The 12,741-nt window shown below is 63.1% G+C and carries 10 protein-coding genes and 1 pseudogene; 6 read left to right on the plus strand and 5 right to left on the minus strand.

The window, feature by feature from the left end; translation table 11 throughout:
* The 3 genes and pseudogenes from mhpE to TU80_RS06220 form a co-directional block, all read left to right on the plus strand.
* Positions 1-368: pseudogene (gene mhpE, locus TU80_RS06210) on the plus strand (4-hydroxy-2-oxovalerate aldolase); the annotation flags it as partial.
* A gap of 10 nt (positions 369-378) precedes the next feature.
* Positions 379-1,383: a CDP-6-deoxy-delta-3,4-glucoseen reductase gene (locus TU80_RS06215; RefSeq protein WP_057004030.1), complete on the plus strand. Its 1,005-nt coding sequence runs from the start codon at positions 379-381 to the stop codon at positions 1,381-1,383.
* A gap of 114 nt (positions 1,384-1,497) precedes the next feature.
* Complete coding sequence (locus tag TU80_RS06220; protein ID WP_046486945.1) at positions 1,498-3,132, plus strand: methyl-accepting chemotaxis protein; 1,635 nt, start codon at positions 1,498-1,500, stop codon at positions 3,130-3,132.
* A gap of 214 nt (positions 3,133-3,346) precedes the next feature.
* Here TU80_RS06220 and TU80_RS06225 read toward each other — a convergent pair whose 3' ends face one another.
* The 5 genes from TU80_RS06225 to TU80_RS06245 all read right to left on the minus strand — a co-directional run bounded on the left by TU80_RS06225 (position 3,347) and on the right by TU80_RS06245 (position 8,169).
* Positions 3,347-3,871: a DUF2867 domain-containing protein gene (locus tag TU80_RS06225; protein ID WP_057004031.1), complete on the minus strand. Its 525-nt coding sequence runs from the start codon at positions 3,869-3,871 to the stop codon at positions 3,347-3,349.
* A gap of 350 nt (positions 3,872-4,221) precedes the next feature.
* On the minus strand, positions 4,222-5,097 hold the full coding sequence (locus TU80_RS06230; protein WP_057004032.1) for an ABC transporter permease subunit: 876 nt from the start codon (positions 5,095-5,097) through the stop codon (positions 4,222-4,224).
* Positions 5,094-5,975: an ABC transporter permease subunit gene (locus tag TU80_RS06235; protein ID WP_162231507.1), complete on the minus strand. Its 882-nt coding sequence runs from the start codon at positions 5,973-5,975 to the stop codon at positions 5,094-5,096. Before TU80_RS06235 ends, TU80_RS06230 begins: the two co-directional genes overlap by 4 nt.
* Before the next feature lie 44 nt (positions 5,976-6,019).
* On the minus strand, positions 6,020-7,162 hold the full coding sequence (locus TU80_RS06240) for an ABC transporter ATP-binding protein (RefSeq protein ID WP_046383267.1): 1,143 nt from the start codon (positions 7,160-7,162) through the stop codon (positions 6,020-6,022).
* 245 nt (positions 7,163-7,407) lie between these two features.
* The gene (locus tag TU80_RS06245) at positions 7,408-8,169 is read right to left on the minus strand and encodes a gamma-glutamyl-gamma-aminobutyrate hydrolase family protein (RefSeq protein WP_057004033.1); all 762 of its coding nucleotides are present in this window, start codon (positions 8,167-8,169) and stop codon (positions 7,408-7,410) included.
* Positions 8,170-8,434: 265 nt separating this feature from the next.
* Here TU80_RS06245 and TU80_RS06250 point away from each other — a divergent pair, with 265 nt between their 5' ends.
* From TU80_RS06250 to TU80_RS06260, 3 genes are read left to right on the plus strand one after another with little or no spacing between them, the layout of a single operon-like run.
* Positions 8,435-9,811: a glutamine synthetase family protein gene (locus tag TU80_RS06250; protein ID WP_017845581.1), complete on the plus strand. Its 1,377-nt coding sequence runs from the start codon at positions 8,435-8,437 to the stop codon at positions 9,809-9,811.
* 33 nt (positions 9,812-9,844) lie between these two features.
* Positions 9,845-11,335 carry an aldehyde dehydrogenase gene (locus TU80_RS06255; protein ID WP_057004034.1) on the plus strand — a complete coding sequence of 497 codons (1,491 nt, stop codon included), beginning with the start codon at positions 9,845-9,847 and terminating at the stop codon, positions 11,333-11,335.
* A 59-nt stretch (positions 11,336-11,394) separates the two neighbouring features.
* On the plus strand, positions 11,395-12,675 hold the full coding sequence (locus TU80_RS06260) for an NAD(P)/FAD-dependent oxidoreductase (RefSeq protein WP_046383269.1): 1,281 nt from the start codon (positions 11,395-11,397) through the stop codon (positions 12,673-12,675).
* The last annotated feature ends 66 nt before the right edge of the window (positions 12,676-12,741 follow it).

Below are 12,741 nucleotides of genomic sequence, written 5' to 3' on the forward strand. Positions count from 1 at the left end.
TCGACGCCAGCCTCGCCGGCATGGGCGCCGGGGCCGGCAACGCGCCGCTGGAAGTGTTCATCGCCGCCGCCGAACGCCTGGGCTGGAACCACGGCACCGACCTCTACACCTTGATGGACGCAGCGGATGACATCGTGCGGCCGTTGCAGGATCGGCCAGTGCGGGTCGACCGCGAGTCGCTGGCGCTGGGGTATGCCGGGGTCTATTCGAGCTTCCTGCGCCATGCCGAAATCGCTGCGGCCAAGTACGGTTTGAAGACCGTGGACATCCTCGTCGAGCTGGGCAAACGCCGCATGGTCGGCGGCCAGGAAGACATGATCGTCGACGTCGCGCTGGACCTGTTGGCCGCTGGCAAGCACACACACTGAGGAGGCGCGCATGAGCTATCAACTGCAGATTCTTCCGGTCGGCCTGAGTTGTCCGCTACTGCCTGAACAAACCGTGCTGGACGCGGCGCTGGCTGACGGCCTGATGCTCAAGCACAGCTGCCGCACCGGCACGTGCGGCAGTTGCAAGGGCCAGGTGCTCAGCGGTGAAGTGGAGCACGGCGACAGCCCGCTGGAGGTGCTCAGCGCGGCCGAGCGGGCGCAGGGGTTGGCGCTGTTTTGCTGCGCCACGGCGCGCTCCGACCTAGTGATCGAGGCGCCGGAAGTGACGGCGTTGCGCGGTATCGGCATCCAGCAGATGGGCGTGCGTGTGGCCAGCCTCGACAAGGTCAGCAGTGACGTTGCAGTGCTGCGGCTGACACTCGCCCCGGGCGCCGGGTTTACTTATTTCCCGGGCCAGTACGTGCAGGTGTTGCTCAAGGATGGCAGCCGGCGCAGCTATTCGATGGCCACCCACGCCCCACGGGACAACCAGTTGGAGTTGCACATTCGGCACATGCTCGGCGGGGTGTTCAGCGGGCATGTGTTCAACGCCTTGCAACCCAAGGCCATCCTGCGCATGGAAGGCCCGTTCGGCTCGTTCTACCTGCGCGACAGCGAGCGGCCGATGATCTTCCTGGCCAGCGGCACCGGTTTTGCGCCGATCCAGGCCTTGCTCGAACAGCTGCGCGAACAGGGGCACAACCGGCGTCCGGTTTACCTGTACTGGGGCGGCCGGCGCCGTGAGGATCTGTATCGGCATGAACAATTACTGGCCTGGGAGGCCCAGTTGCCGTGGCTGCGCTACACCCCGGTGCTGTCCGATCCCACCCCGGCCTGTGATTGGCAGGGCGCGACGGGCTTCGTCCACCGCCAGGTGCTGAGCGACTTCCAGAGCCTCAAGGGGTTTGAAGTGTATGCCTGTGGCGCGCCGATCGTGGTTGATTCAGCGCGGCGCGACTACGTCGAGTTGCGGCAACTGGAGGCGGCCGACTTCTATGCCGACGCCTTCGTCTAGAGCCTGACCGTGCGCGTTTTTAGCGTGCGTGCCCCCAGGCCAGGTGAATCAGGCGGCTCCCCGAGGCCGCCGGTTTGCTTGCCTGTCCAACAACAAGAATCCTGAGAGGCTTGCGTGCTGAATCTTAGAAAATGGCGCATCACGACGCGTATTGGCGCGTTGGTGGTTGGCCTGGGCGTGTTGATCATTTGTCTGGCCATCTGGCTGGGCCTGTTGCTGCAGCGCTCGTTGCTCGAAGAAAAAATGGCGGGCGTCGACACCGCGCTGAACACCGCCAATTCGATCCTTGCGTACTACGCCGGGCAAGTGGAAAACGGCCACATGAGCCTGGCGTTGGCCCAGCGCCAGGCCGCCGAGGTGGTCGGAACCCTGCGCTACCTGGGCGATAACTATTTGCTGATCCTCGACCTGGACTATCGGATGATCATGCACCCGACGGCGCCGGCGTTGGTGGGCAAGGCGCTGGGCGACTTCAAGGACCAGAACGGCAAGCCGTTTTCCCGCCAGTTCGTGGAGGGCGCGCGCGAGCAGGGGCGGGTGTTGGTGGATTACTACTTTCCCCGTGCCAATGGCGCGCCGGCCGAATACAAACTGTCTGAGGCGCGCCTGTTCAAGCCCTGGGGCTGGGTGGTGGCGAGCGGCATCTACCCCAGCGATGTGCAACGGGTCGTCAACCGCGTGTTGGTGGCGCCGGCATGGATCAGCGCCGTGGTGCTGCTCGGGTTGATGCTGTTTGCCTGGATGATCATCCGCAGCATTACCCGGCCGCTGCGTGAGACGGTCGAGGTGCTGGGGGCAGCGGTCAGCGGGCAAACCGACCTGACGATACGGCTGCCCGCCGTTGGCAATGACGAACTCACGCAACTGTCACGCAGTGTCAACTGCTTGATCCATGCCGCCCATGAAGTCAGTCGAGGCACGGCAGTGGCCAGTGGGCAGGTGTTGCGCTTGAGTGACGACCTCGGCGAGGTCACAGCGGCTACCCAGACCAGCCTCGATCACCAACTGTTGGAAACCGACAGCCTGGTCACCGCCATGAATGAAATGGTCGCCACCGTGCAGGATGTCGCACGCAACGCCGCCGTGGCGGCAGATGCCACGCGGCTGGCCGAAGGGCAGGCCAGCGATGGGCAGCACATCGTTCAGTCGACCATCGACGCTATCCAGCAATTGGTCGAGGCGCTGTTCGGCACCCATGCACTGGTCAAGCAACTGGAGGCTGACTCCAGCCGAGTCGGCAGTGTGCTGGATGTGATCAGCGCGATTGCCGAGCAGACCAACCTGCTGGCGCTCAATGCGGCGATCGAAGCCGCGCGGGCGGGCGAGTATGGGCGGGGGTTTGCGGTGGTCGCCGATGAGGTGCGGACCTTGGCTCAGCGCACGCAGGCCTCCACGGTGGAGATCAAGCAGATCATCGAGCAGGTGCAGTCAGGTGCCCGTGGGGCGCTGGAGCGCATCGTCGCAAACGTCGAAACGGCACGTGTGCCGGTCGAGATCTCGGCGCGGGCGGGCGACGCCTTGAAGCGGATCACCCAGTCGGCCGCGACCGTCAGCGACATGACCTTGCAGATCGCCAGTGCGGCCGAGCAGCAGGCGGTGACGGCGGATGAAATCAGCCGCACCCTGGCGCGCATCCATACGCTGGTGACGGTCAGCGGCGCGTCCAGCGTCAGCACGCGTGATTCCAGCGACGCGTTGCGGCAGTTGGCACGGGTGCTGGAAGGGCAGGTCGAGCAGCTCAGGCTCTGAAGGCGGCTGGTTGCTGCGGATCGCGCATGACCGCGTTTGTCTAAGCCCTCTTGTGCCTGTTGACCGAGATTCGTCAGGCGTTGCGGGGGGGCTCCATGGTCAAAGTCGAGTTGGGCCGGCGTACATGCATGACGGCAGTATCGCCACCCTCGAAGAGGGATTTCCCGGCTGGACCGATCTCCCTCGTTGAGGCTGCCCCGCGCCGAACGCCACGCTAACGCTGATTGAGCATGGCCAGCATGCGTGGCGCGATAAAGCGATGGAACGGCGCCACCGGCAGCATATACAGGCGGCCCAGCCAGTTGTGCGGCCGGACCACGGTGGAGAGCACCACCCGGCGCGCCCCTTGCGCGTCGAGTGGCATAAGGTTGATGGCCAGGTACACATCCAGGTGCCGATCCTGGTCGACCAGCAGCACTTCGTCGGGGGTTTGCGACACCAGCGTGAAAATCCCCACTCGGTCGCCGGGCCGATAGTCGGCGTCCGCACGCTCAAGGTCGATGCGTGTCAGCCTGCCGAGGTCTTTGAGGCCAAACACCTGCACCAGTCGATTGCGCAGCGCCATCAATCGGTCGATCCAGACCGGTGTCCGGGCCATCAGCCGCAGCCCATGCCGCAACGCGCTGCGCTCGCGGTCATCGGCGAAGGTGCTCTGACAATCGATGAAACTGGCGCCCGTGGCATGGCGGGCAATGCTTGAGTCGAGCGGAAGAGCGCAGTGGCTGACGCTGGCGTTCATAAGGGGTGTCCGAAGGCCATGTAGGGTGGGTAGGGCGTTGTCATTTTGGGTTCCACGAGGTGCCGGGATCGCACGAGCGCAGGATCAAGTGGGCCAGAAAGTGCAGGGCATCCTCAAGCTTTTTAATTGCTCAGTGTCGCGCACCAATGAAAAACCCAGGGGGCCAGGCGCTTTGTCGGCCCACTGAACGCAAAAAAGGCGCCCGAAGGCGCCAAGGGGTTCACCCTGACCGAGGGAGCCGGGTGAAGCCGTTCACAGCAATGGTCGCGGTGGTAAGGCGCGACGGGAACGGAAGCGGGGCGCGCCGAGTGAAGGTGCGCAGGGGTTCATTTGGGGTAACACACGACGGCCTAGGCCGTCGCGGGCGTGCGTTGCGGCTGCCAGGTTTCGCTGGCGGTCTGGTCCATGGCTTCCTGGATCGCTCGCTTGCGGTTGGCTTCGGCCTTGCGGCTGAAATACCAGACCATGAACGTCATCAGTGACACCGCCATCAGGATCAGGCTGGCCACGGCGTTGATCTCCGGCTTGACCCCCAGGCGCACGGCAGAGAACACCTCCATCGGCAGGGTGGTGGAGCCGGGCCCGGAGACGAAACTGGCGAGCACCAAGTCATCCAGGGACAAGGCGAACGACATCATGCCGCCCGCTGCCAACGACGGCGCGATCATCGGGATGGTGATCAGGAAAAACACCTTGAGTGGCCGCGCGCCGAGGTCCATGGCGGCTTCTTCGATGGACAGGTCCAGCTCGCGCAGGCGTGCCGAGACGACCACCGCGACATACGCGGCGCAGAACGTGGTGTGGGCGATCCAGATCGTCACCAGGCCGCGTTCCATGGGCCAGCCGATCATCTGCGCCATCGCCACGAACAGCAGCAGCAGCGACAGCCCGGTGATTACTTCCGGCATCACCAGGGGCGCGGTCACCAGGCCACCGAACAGGGTCCGGCCCTTGAAGCGGGTGACCCGGGTCAGCACGAACGCGGCCAGGGTGCCCAGGACCACGGCGGCGACGGCGGTGTAGCAGGCAATCTCCAGGGAACGGGCCACCGAACCCATCAGTTGGGTGTTGTCCAACAGCCCCAGGTACCACTTGAGCGACCAGCCGCCCCAGACCGTCACCAGCTTGGAGGCGTTGAACGAATAGATCACCAGAATCAGCATCGGCAGGTAGATGAACAACAAGCCGAGTACCAGCATCAGGGTCGAAAAACTGAAACGCTTCATGCCCGTGCCTCCATTTCTTTGGCCTGGCTGCGGTTGAACAGCACGATGGGAATAATCAGGATCGCCAGCATCACCACCGCCAGGGCGGAGGCCACCGGCCAGTCGCGGTTGTTGAAGAACTCCTGCCACAGCACGCGGCCGATCATCAGGGTCTCCGGGCCGCCCAGCAGTTCCGGGATCACGAACTCGCCGACCACCGGAATGAACACCAGCATGCAGCCGGCGACGATGCCGTTCTTGGCCAGCGGCACGGTGATTTTCCAGAAGTTGTTGAAGTTGCTCGAACCCAGGTCCGAGGCGGCTTCCAGCAGGCTCTGGTCGTGCTTGACCAGGTTGGCGTAGAGCGGCAGCACCATGAACGGCAGGTAGGCGTAGACCACGCCGATGTAGACCGCCGTGTTGGTGTTGAGGATTTCAATCGGGCTCGATATCAGGCCGCACCCCATCAGGAACGCATTGAGCAGGCCGTTATTGCTGAGGATGCCCATCCAGGCATAGACGCGGATCAGGATCGCGGTCCAGGTCGGCATCATGATCAGCAGCAGTAATACGTTTTGCATTTCCTTGCGGGTCTTGGAAATCCCATAGGCCATGGGAAAACCGATCAGCAGGCACATCAGCGTGCTGAGCAGGGCGATCTTCAGCGAGCCCAGGTAGGCCGAGATGTACAACTCGTCGGCACCCAGCAGGCTGTAGTTACCCAGGTTCAGCAGCACCTGGAGTTTCTGGTCGACGAAGCCGTAGATCTGCGAATACGGCGGAATCGAGACGGTCGCTTCGGAGAAGCTGATCTTCATCACCAGGAAAAACGGCAGCATGAAAAACAGGAACAGCCAGAGGAAGGGAATGCCGATCACCAGCTTGCGACCGCTGGGCAGCACACGGATCAACGCTTGATGGAAAGTGCTCATGGTCGATGTACTCATGCCCGCAGTACCACGCCGCTGTCGTCTTCCCACCACACGTACACAGTGTCGCCCCAGGACGGTCGGGAGCCACGGCGTTCGGCGTTGGCCATGAACGACTGGACGATCTTGCCGCTGGGCAGCTCGACGTAAAACACCGAGTGCCCGCCGAGGTAGGCGATGTCGTGGACCTTGCCGCTGGACCAGTTGTGCGCGCAGGTCGGCATTTGGGTGGTGACCAACAGCTTTTCCGGGCGGATGGCGTAGGTCACCGACTTGTCTTCCACCGAAGTGGCGATGCCGTAGCCGACGTAGATGTTGCGGTCCAGGTCCGCGCACTTGAGCACCGCGTGGCCTTCGGCGTCGTCGACCACCTGGGTGTCGAAGATGTTGACGTTGCCGACGAACTCGCAGACCAGGCGGCTCACCGGCGCTTCGTAAACGTCCACCGGGCTGCCGATCTGGGCGATCCAGCCCAAGTGCATGATGGCGATGCGCTGGGCCATGGTCATGGCTTCTTCCTGGTCGTGGGTCACCATCACGCAGGTCACGCCGACGCGTTCGATGATCTCCACCAGTTCCAGTTGCATCTGCGAGCGCAGCTTTTTATCCAGGGCGCCCATGGGTTCGTCGAGCAGCAGCAATTTCGGGCGTTTGGCCAGGGAACGGGCGAGGGCCACGCGCTGGCGCTGGCCGCCGGAGAGCTGGTGGGGTTTGCGCCGGGCGTATTGGGTCATGTGGACCAGCTTGAGCATTTCCTCGACCCGCGCCTCGATCTCGCCGGCTGGAAGGCGGTCCTGCTTGAGGCCGAAGGCGATGTTCTGGGCCACGGTCATGTGCGGGAACAGGGCATAGGACTGGAACATCATGTTGATCGGCCGCTCATAGGGCGGCATCTCGGTGATGTCCACGCCATCCAGCAGGATGCGGCCTTCGGTGGGCCGTTCGAAACCGGCGAGCATGCGCAGCAGGGTGGATTTGCCCGAACCCGAACCGCCGAGCAGGGCGAAGATCTCGCCCTGGTGGATCTCCAGGGACACATCGTCCACGGCCACGGTTTCGTCGAACTTCTTGGTCACGCGGTCGATCTTCACCAGCACCTTTTGCGGTTGCTGATGACCTTCCAGTGCCTTGCGATAAATGCTGGAGGCGTTTGCCATGTGAAACTCCCAACAGGTCGTCGGGCCAATGCGGCCTGACGTAATAAGGTTGATTGCAAACCTGCACCCTCAGTGCAATGCAGGTTTATTCGGCACCGCCGTCCTGGCTGCCTGGCCTTGCTTGTTGTTGTTCGGGTATTGCCGTTCACGCCGCACGGCAGGCGCACACAGGTGCGCGCGCCGCGTGGGCAGGGCGTGTCAATCGGTAAAGCGAGTGCTGGCGGCCCGGCGCGGGCCGCCTGGTGTCAAAGGCGCTGACGCTGCGCGGCACGTTGCCGGCAGGCATCGCCAAAGGCCTGGAAAATACTCAGGTAGGCCGGGTTCGACAGGACCTGCCATTCCGGGTGCCACTGCACGCCAAAGGCAAACGCCTGGCTGTGCTCCACGGAAACGGCTTCGATCAGGCCATCCGGGGCCAGGGCCTCGACCCGCAGGCCGTCACCCAGGCGGTCGATGCCCTGACTGTGGATCGAGTTGACCTGGATCTCGCCGGCCAGGCCCATGGCCTCGAACATGCCGCCGGGCTGGATCGCCACCGGGTGTGCCGGGGCGTACTGGACGTCGAGGCGCGGGTCGTCGGCTTCGCGGTGGTCCATAAAGCCCGGCAGTTCATGCACCTTCTGGTGCAGGCTGCCGCCAAAGGCCACGTTCATTTCCTGGAAGCCGCGGCAGATGCCGAGGACTGGCACGCCGGCCGCCACCGCAGCCCGCAACAGGGGCAGGGTGGTGGCGTCGCGTTGCGGGTCATGGGCGGTGCCCGGCGCGCTGGGAGCGCCTTGATAGTGGAAGGGTTCGACATTGGACGGCGAGCCGGTGAACAGCAGGCCGTCGACGTAGTGCAGCAGGTCCTTGATCTCGCAGAGGTCCGCCAGGGAAGGAATGATCACCGGCAGCCCGAGGGCCGCGACGCTGACAGCACGCAAATACTTGTCGCCGCTGACATGGTAGGGGTGCAAGCCAATCTCTTTGACGCACGCTGTAACACCGATCAATGGCTTGAGTGCCATTTTTATCACCTCGAAATTCACGCTGGAACGAGTTTTTCCAGAGCTTATCTCCGTTGATTTTAATTAACAACTTCAATGTAAAAAATTCTAAACGATTGCGAGTGTGTTTGTGTTGATTGGTTGGGTTGGCGCCCAATTTTGGTGCTATGGCTACCAATATAATTAACGAGCGGTGCCCGTTCTCGCTATTGACTTCACTTTGGCTTTCGGATTGACTGCTGCCACGAAACAGCTTTGAACATAATAATTAACACATAGGTGCATCATGTCGGTCCCACTGCGTACCGTTCAGCTCAACGAAGCCAACGCCTTTCTGAAAAAACACCCGGAGGTCCTGTACGTCGATCTGCTGATTGCAGACATGAATGGCGTGGTGCGCGGCAAGCGTATCGAACGCACCGCCTTGCATAAGGTGTATGAAAAAGGCATCAACCTCCCCGCGTCGTTGTTTGCCCTGGACATCAATGGCTCCACTGTGGAAAGCACTGGCCTGGGCCTGGATATCGGCGACTCCGACCGCATCTGCTACCCGATCCCCGACACCCTGAGCATCGAGCCCTGGCAGAAGCGCCCCACCGCGCAGCTGTTGATGACCATGCATGAACTCGAGGGCCAGCCGTTCTTCGCCGACCCACGGGAAGTGCTGCGCCAGGTGGTGAGCAAGTTCGACGAACTGGGCCTGACCATTTGCGCCGCGTTCGAGCTGGAGTTCTACCTGATCGACCAGGACAACGTGAACGGCCGTCCGCAAGCGCCGCGCTCGCCAATCTCCGGCAAGCGCCCGCATTCGACCCAGGTCTACCTGATCGATGACCTCGACGAATACGTCGATTGCCTGCAGGACATCCTCGAAGGCGCGAAAGAGCAGGGCATCCCTGCCGACGCCATCGTCAAGGAAAGCGCCCCGGCGCAGTTCGAGGTCAACCTGCACCATGTCAGCGACCCGATCAAAGCCTGCGACTACGCGGTACTGCTCAAGCGCCTGGTGAAAAACATCGCCTACGACCACGAGATGGACACCACCTTTATGGCCAAGCCCTACCCGGGCCAGGCCGGTAATGGCTTGCATGTACACATCTCGATCCTCGACAAACAGGGCAACAACATCTTCGCCAGCGAAGACCCCGAGACCAACGACGCCCTGCGTCACGCCATCGGCGGCGTGCTGGAAACCCTGCCGGCGCAGATGGCGTTTCTCTGCCCGAACGTCAACTCCTACCGCCGCTTCGGTGCACAGTTCTATGTGCCGAACTCGCCGAGCTGGGGCATCGACAACCGCACCGTGGCCGTGCGCGTGCCGACCGGCGCGGCGGATGCCGTGCGTATCGAGCACCGGGTGGCCGGCGCCGACGCCAACCCTTATCTGCTGATGGCCTCGGTATTGGCCGGTATCCACCACGGCCTGACCAACAAGATCGAGCCGGGGGCGCCGGTCGAAGGCAACTCCTACGAGCAGAACGAACAGAGCCTGCCCAACAACCTGCGCGACGCCCTGCGCGAGCTGGACGACAGCGAGGTCATGGCCCGGTACATCGACCCGCTGTACATCGACGTGTTTGTCGCGTGCAAGGAAAGCGAACTGGCCGAGTTCGAAAACTCGATCTCCGACCTTGAGTACAACTGGTACCTGCACACGGTCTGACGGCCCTCCCACTTTTTGCGTTGAGCACACCCTATGACCAAGCATCGCAACGACTGGGAGCAGTACTTCCAGTCCCTGAACCTTGAAGGCCGGGCCTTTATCGGCGGCGAATACCGTTGGGCCGCCAGCGGCGAAACCTTTGACAGCATCAGCCCGGTGGACGGGCGTTTTCTGGCCACGGTCGCCAGCACCGATGAGGCCGACGCCGACGCCGCGGTGATCGCTGCACGCCAGGCGTTCGAGTCCGGGATCTGGCGCTTGCAGGCCCCGGCGGCGCGCAAGCGCGTGCTGATCCGTTTCGCCGATCTGGTCCTCGAACACCAGGAAGAACTGGCGCTCCTGGAAACTCTCGACATGGGCAAGCCGATTGGCGACTCCATGGCCATCGACGTACCGGCCACCGCCAACGCGATCCGCTGGAGCGCCGAGGCCATCGACAAGCTCTACGACGAAGTGGCGCCCACGCCCCACGACCAGTTGGGCCTGATCACCCGCGAACCCTGCGGCGTGGTCGCGGCCATCGTGCCGTGGAACTTCCCGATGATCATGGCCAGTTGGAAGTTCGCGCCGGCCCTGGCGGCGGGTAACTCATTCATCCTCAAACCTTCGGAAAAGTCGCCGCTGACCGCCATTCGCCTGGCCCAACTGGCGCTTGAGGCCGGCATTCCCCCAGGCGTGTTCAACGTGCTGCCGGGCTACGGTCACACCGTCGGCAAGGCGCTGGCCTTGCATAGGGATGTGGATGTGCTGGCCTTTACCGGCTCCACCGCGGTGGCCAAGCAACTGCTGGTGTATTCCGGCCAGAGCAATATGAAACGGGTGTGGCTGGAGGCCGGTGGCAAGAGCCCCAATGTGGTGTTCGCCGATGCCCCGGACTTGCGCGCTGCCGCCGCCGCTGCGGCTGCAGCGATTGCCTTCAACCAGGGTGAAGTCTGCGTGGCCGGTTCGCGCCTGCTGGTGCAGCGGTCGATCCGCGAGCCCTTCATTGCGCTGCTGGTGGAGGCGTTCCAGGCCTGGAAGCCGGGGCATCCACTGGACCCGGCGACCAAGGTCGGTGCAGTGGTCGATCAGCGGCAACTGGACAACGTGTTGCGCTACATCGAGATCGGCAAGGAGCAGGGCGCCCAACTCTTGGTTGGCGGCCAGCGCGCCCTGCAAGACACCGGTGGCCAGTATGTGGAGCCGACGGTTTTCGACGGCGTGACCAATGCCATGACCATCGCCCGCGAAGAAATCTTCGGCCCGGTGTTGTCGCTGATCAGCTTCGACACCGAAGAAGAAGCGCTGTCGATCGCCAACGACAGCATCTTCGGCCTGGCCGCCGCAGTGTGGACCGCCGACCTCAGCCGCGCCCACCGCTTTGCCCGGGGCCTGCGTGCCGGCAGCGTGTGGGTCAACCAGTACGACGGCGGCGACATGACCGCGCCGTTCGGCGGCTTTAAACAGTCGGGCAATGGCCGCGACAAGTCGCTGCACGCCTTTGACAAGTACACCGAGCTCAAAGCCACCTGGATCAAGCTCTAAGCCCAAATAACAACGGCGATTGCCGGCGCGTGCCGGCCAGTCGCCAGGGAGTCCTAACCATGCAACCCCATGTAAACAGCTATTACGCCGCGACCCGCAACCACACCGGCGACTTCCCTGTGCTTGAAGAGTTGGTCGAGTGTGATGTCTGTGTCATCGGCGCCGGCTACACCGGCCTGTCGTCGGCGCTGTTCCTGGCGGAAGCCGGCTACAGCGTCACCGTGCTCGAAGCGGCCAAGGTCGGCTTTGGCGCCAGCGGGCGCAACGGCGGGCAACTGGTCAATTCCTACAGCCGTGACGTGGATGTCATCGAGCAGCGCTACGGCGAAAAGAGCGCCGAAATCCTCGGCAGCATGATGTTCGAAGGCGCCGAGATCATTCGCCAGCGCATCCAGCACTACGACATCCAGTGCGACTACCGCCCGGGCGGGATCTTCGCCGCGTTGAACAAAAAACAGCTCAAAGGCCTGGTCGAACAGAAAAGCAGTTGGGAGCGCTATGGCAACCGCAACCTGCAACTGCTCGACGCCAAAGACATGGCAAACGAAGTGGGCTGTGAAAATTACATCGGCGGCCTGCTGGACAAGCAGGGCGGTCACGTCCATCCGCTGAACCTGGCCCTGGGCGAAGCCAGCGCGATTATCGGCCTGGGCGGCAAGATCTTCGAACAATCGGCGGCCGAGGAAATCACCTACGGCGAACCCAACGTGGTACGCACGGCCAAGGGTGTGGTTCGCGCCAAGTACCTGCTGATCGCCGGCAATGCCTACCTGCCGCAGAATCTCGACCCACGGGTGACGCGCAAAAGCATGCCCTGCGGCTCGCAGATCGTGGTCACCGAGCCGCTGTCGGAGGAAGTGGCACGCAGCCTGATTACCCACAATTACTGCGTCGAAGACTGCAACTACCTGCTCGACTATTACCGTCTGACCGCTGACAACCGTCTGCTGTACGGCGGCGGCGTGGTCTACGGCGCCCGCGAGCCGGACGACATCGAACAACTGATCCGGCCGAAGATCCTCAAGACCTTCCCGCAGTTGAAAAACGTCAAGATCGACTACCGCTGGACCGGCAACTTCCTGCTGACCATGTCGCGCATGCCGCAATTCGGCCGTATCGAAAAGAACGCCTACTACATGCAAGGGTATAGCGGCCACGGCGTCACCTGTTCGCACCTCGCGGGCAAGCTGATCAGCGAAGTGATCCGCGGTGACGCCGAACGCTTCGACGCCTTCGCCTCGCTGCCGCACATGCCGATGTTCGGCGGCCGCACCTTCCAGGCCCCGCTGACGGCCATGGGCGCCGCCTACTACGCCCTGCGCGACCGACTCGGTATTTGACCGGTCAGCCACACACGCGCCGCGAGCCCCCGGCCCACGCCACCTTCGGCCGCGGCCGCGGGCTTG

The organism is Pseudomonas veronii (genome assembly GCF_001439695.1).
GTDB classification, from domain to species: domain Bacteria; phylum Pseudomonadota; class Gammaproteobacteria; order Pseudomonadales; family Pseudomonadaceae; genus Aquipseudomonas; species Aquipseudomonas veronii.

Coding starts and splice junctions, on each gene's coding strand:
- TU80_RS06215 (WP_057004030.1), top strand. CDS start 379: ATGAGCTATCAACTGCAGATTCTTCCGGTCGGCCTGAGTTGTCCGCTA.
- TU80_RS06225 (WP_057004031.1), bottom strand. CDS start 3,871: ATGAACGCCAGCGTCAGCCACTGCGCTCTTCCGCTCGACTCAAGCATT.
- TU80_RS06230 (WP_057004032.1), bottom strand. CDS start 5,097: ATGAAGCGTTTCAGTTTTTCGACCCTGATGCTGGTACTCGGCTTGTTG.
- TU80_RS06240 (WP_046383267.1), bottom strand. CDS start 7,162: ATGGCAAACGCCTCCAGCATTTATCGCAAGGCACTGGAAGGTCATCAG.
- TU80_RS06245 (WP_057004033.1), bottom strand. CDS start 8,169: ATGGCACTCAAGCCATTGATCGGTGTTACAGCGTGCGTCAAAGAGATT.
- TU80_RS06250 (WP_017845581.1), top strand. CDS start 8,435: ATGTCGGTCCCACTGCGTACCGTTCAGCTCAACGAAGCCAACGCCTTT.
- TU80_RS06255 (WP_057004034.1), top strand. CDS start 9,845: ATGACCAAGCATCGCAACGACTGGGAGCAGTACTTCCAGTCCCTGAAC.
- TU80_RS06260 (WP_046383269.1), top strand. CDS start 11,395: ATGCAACCCCATGTAAACAGCTATTACGCCGCGACCCGCAACCACACC.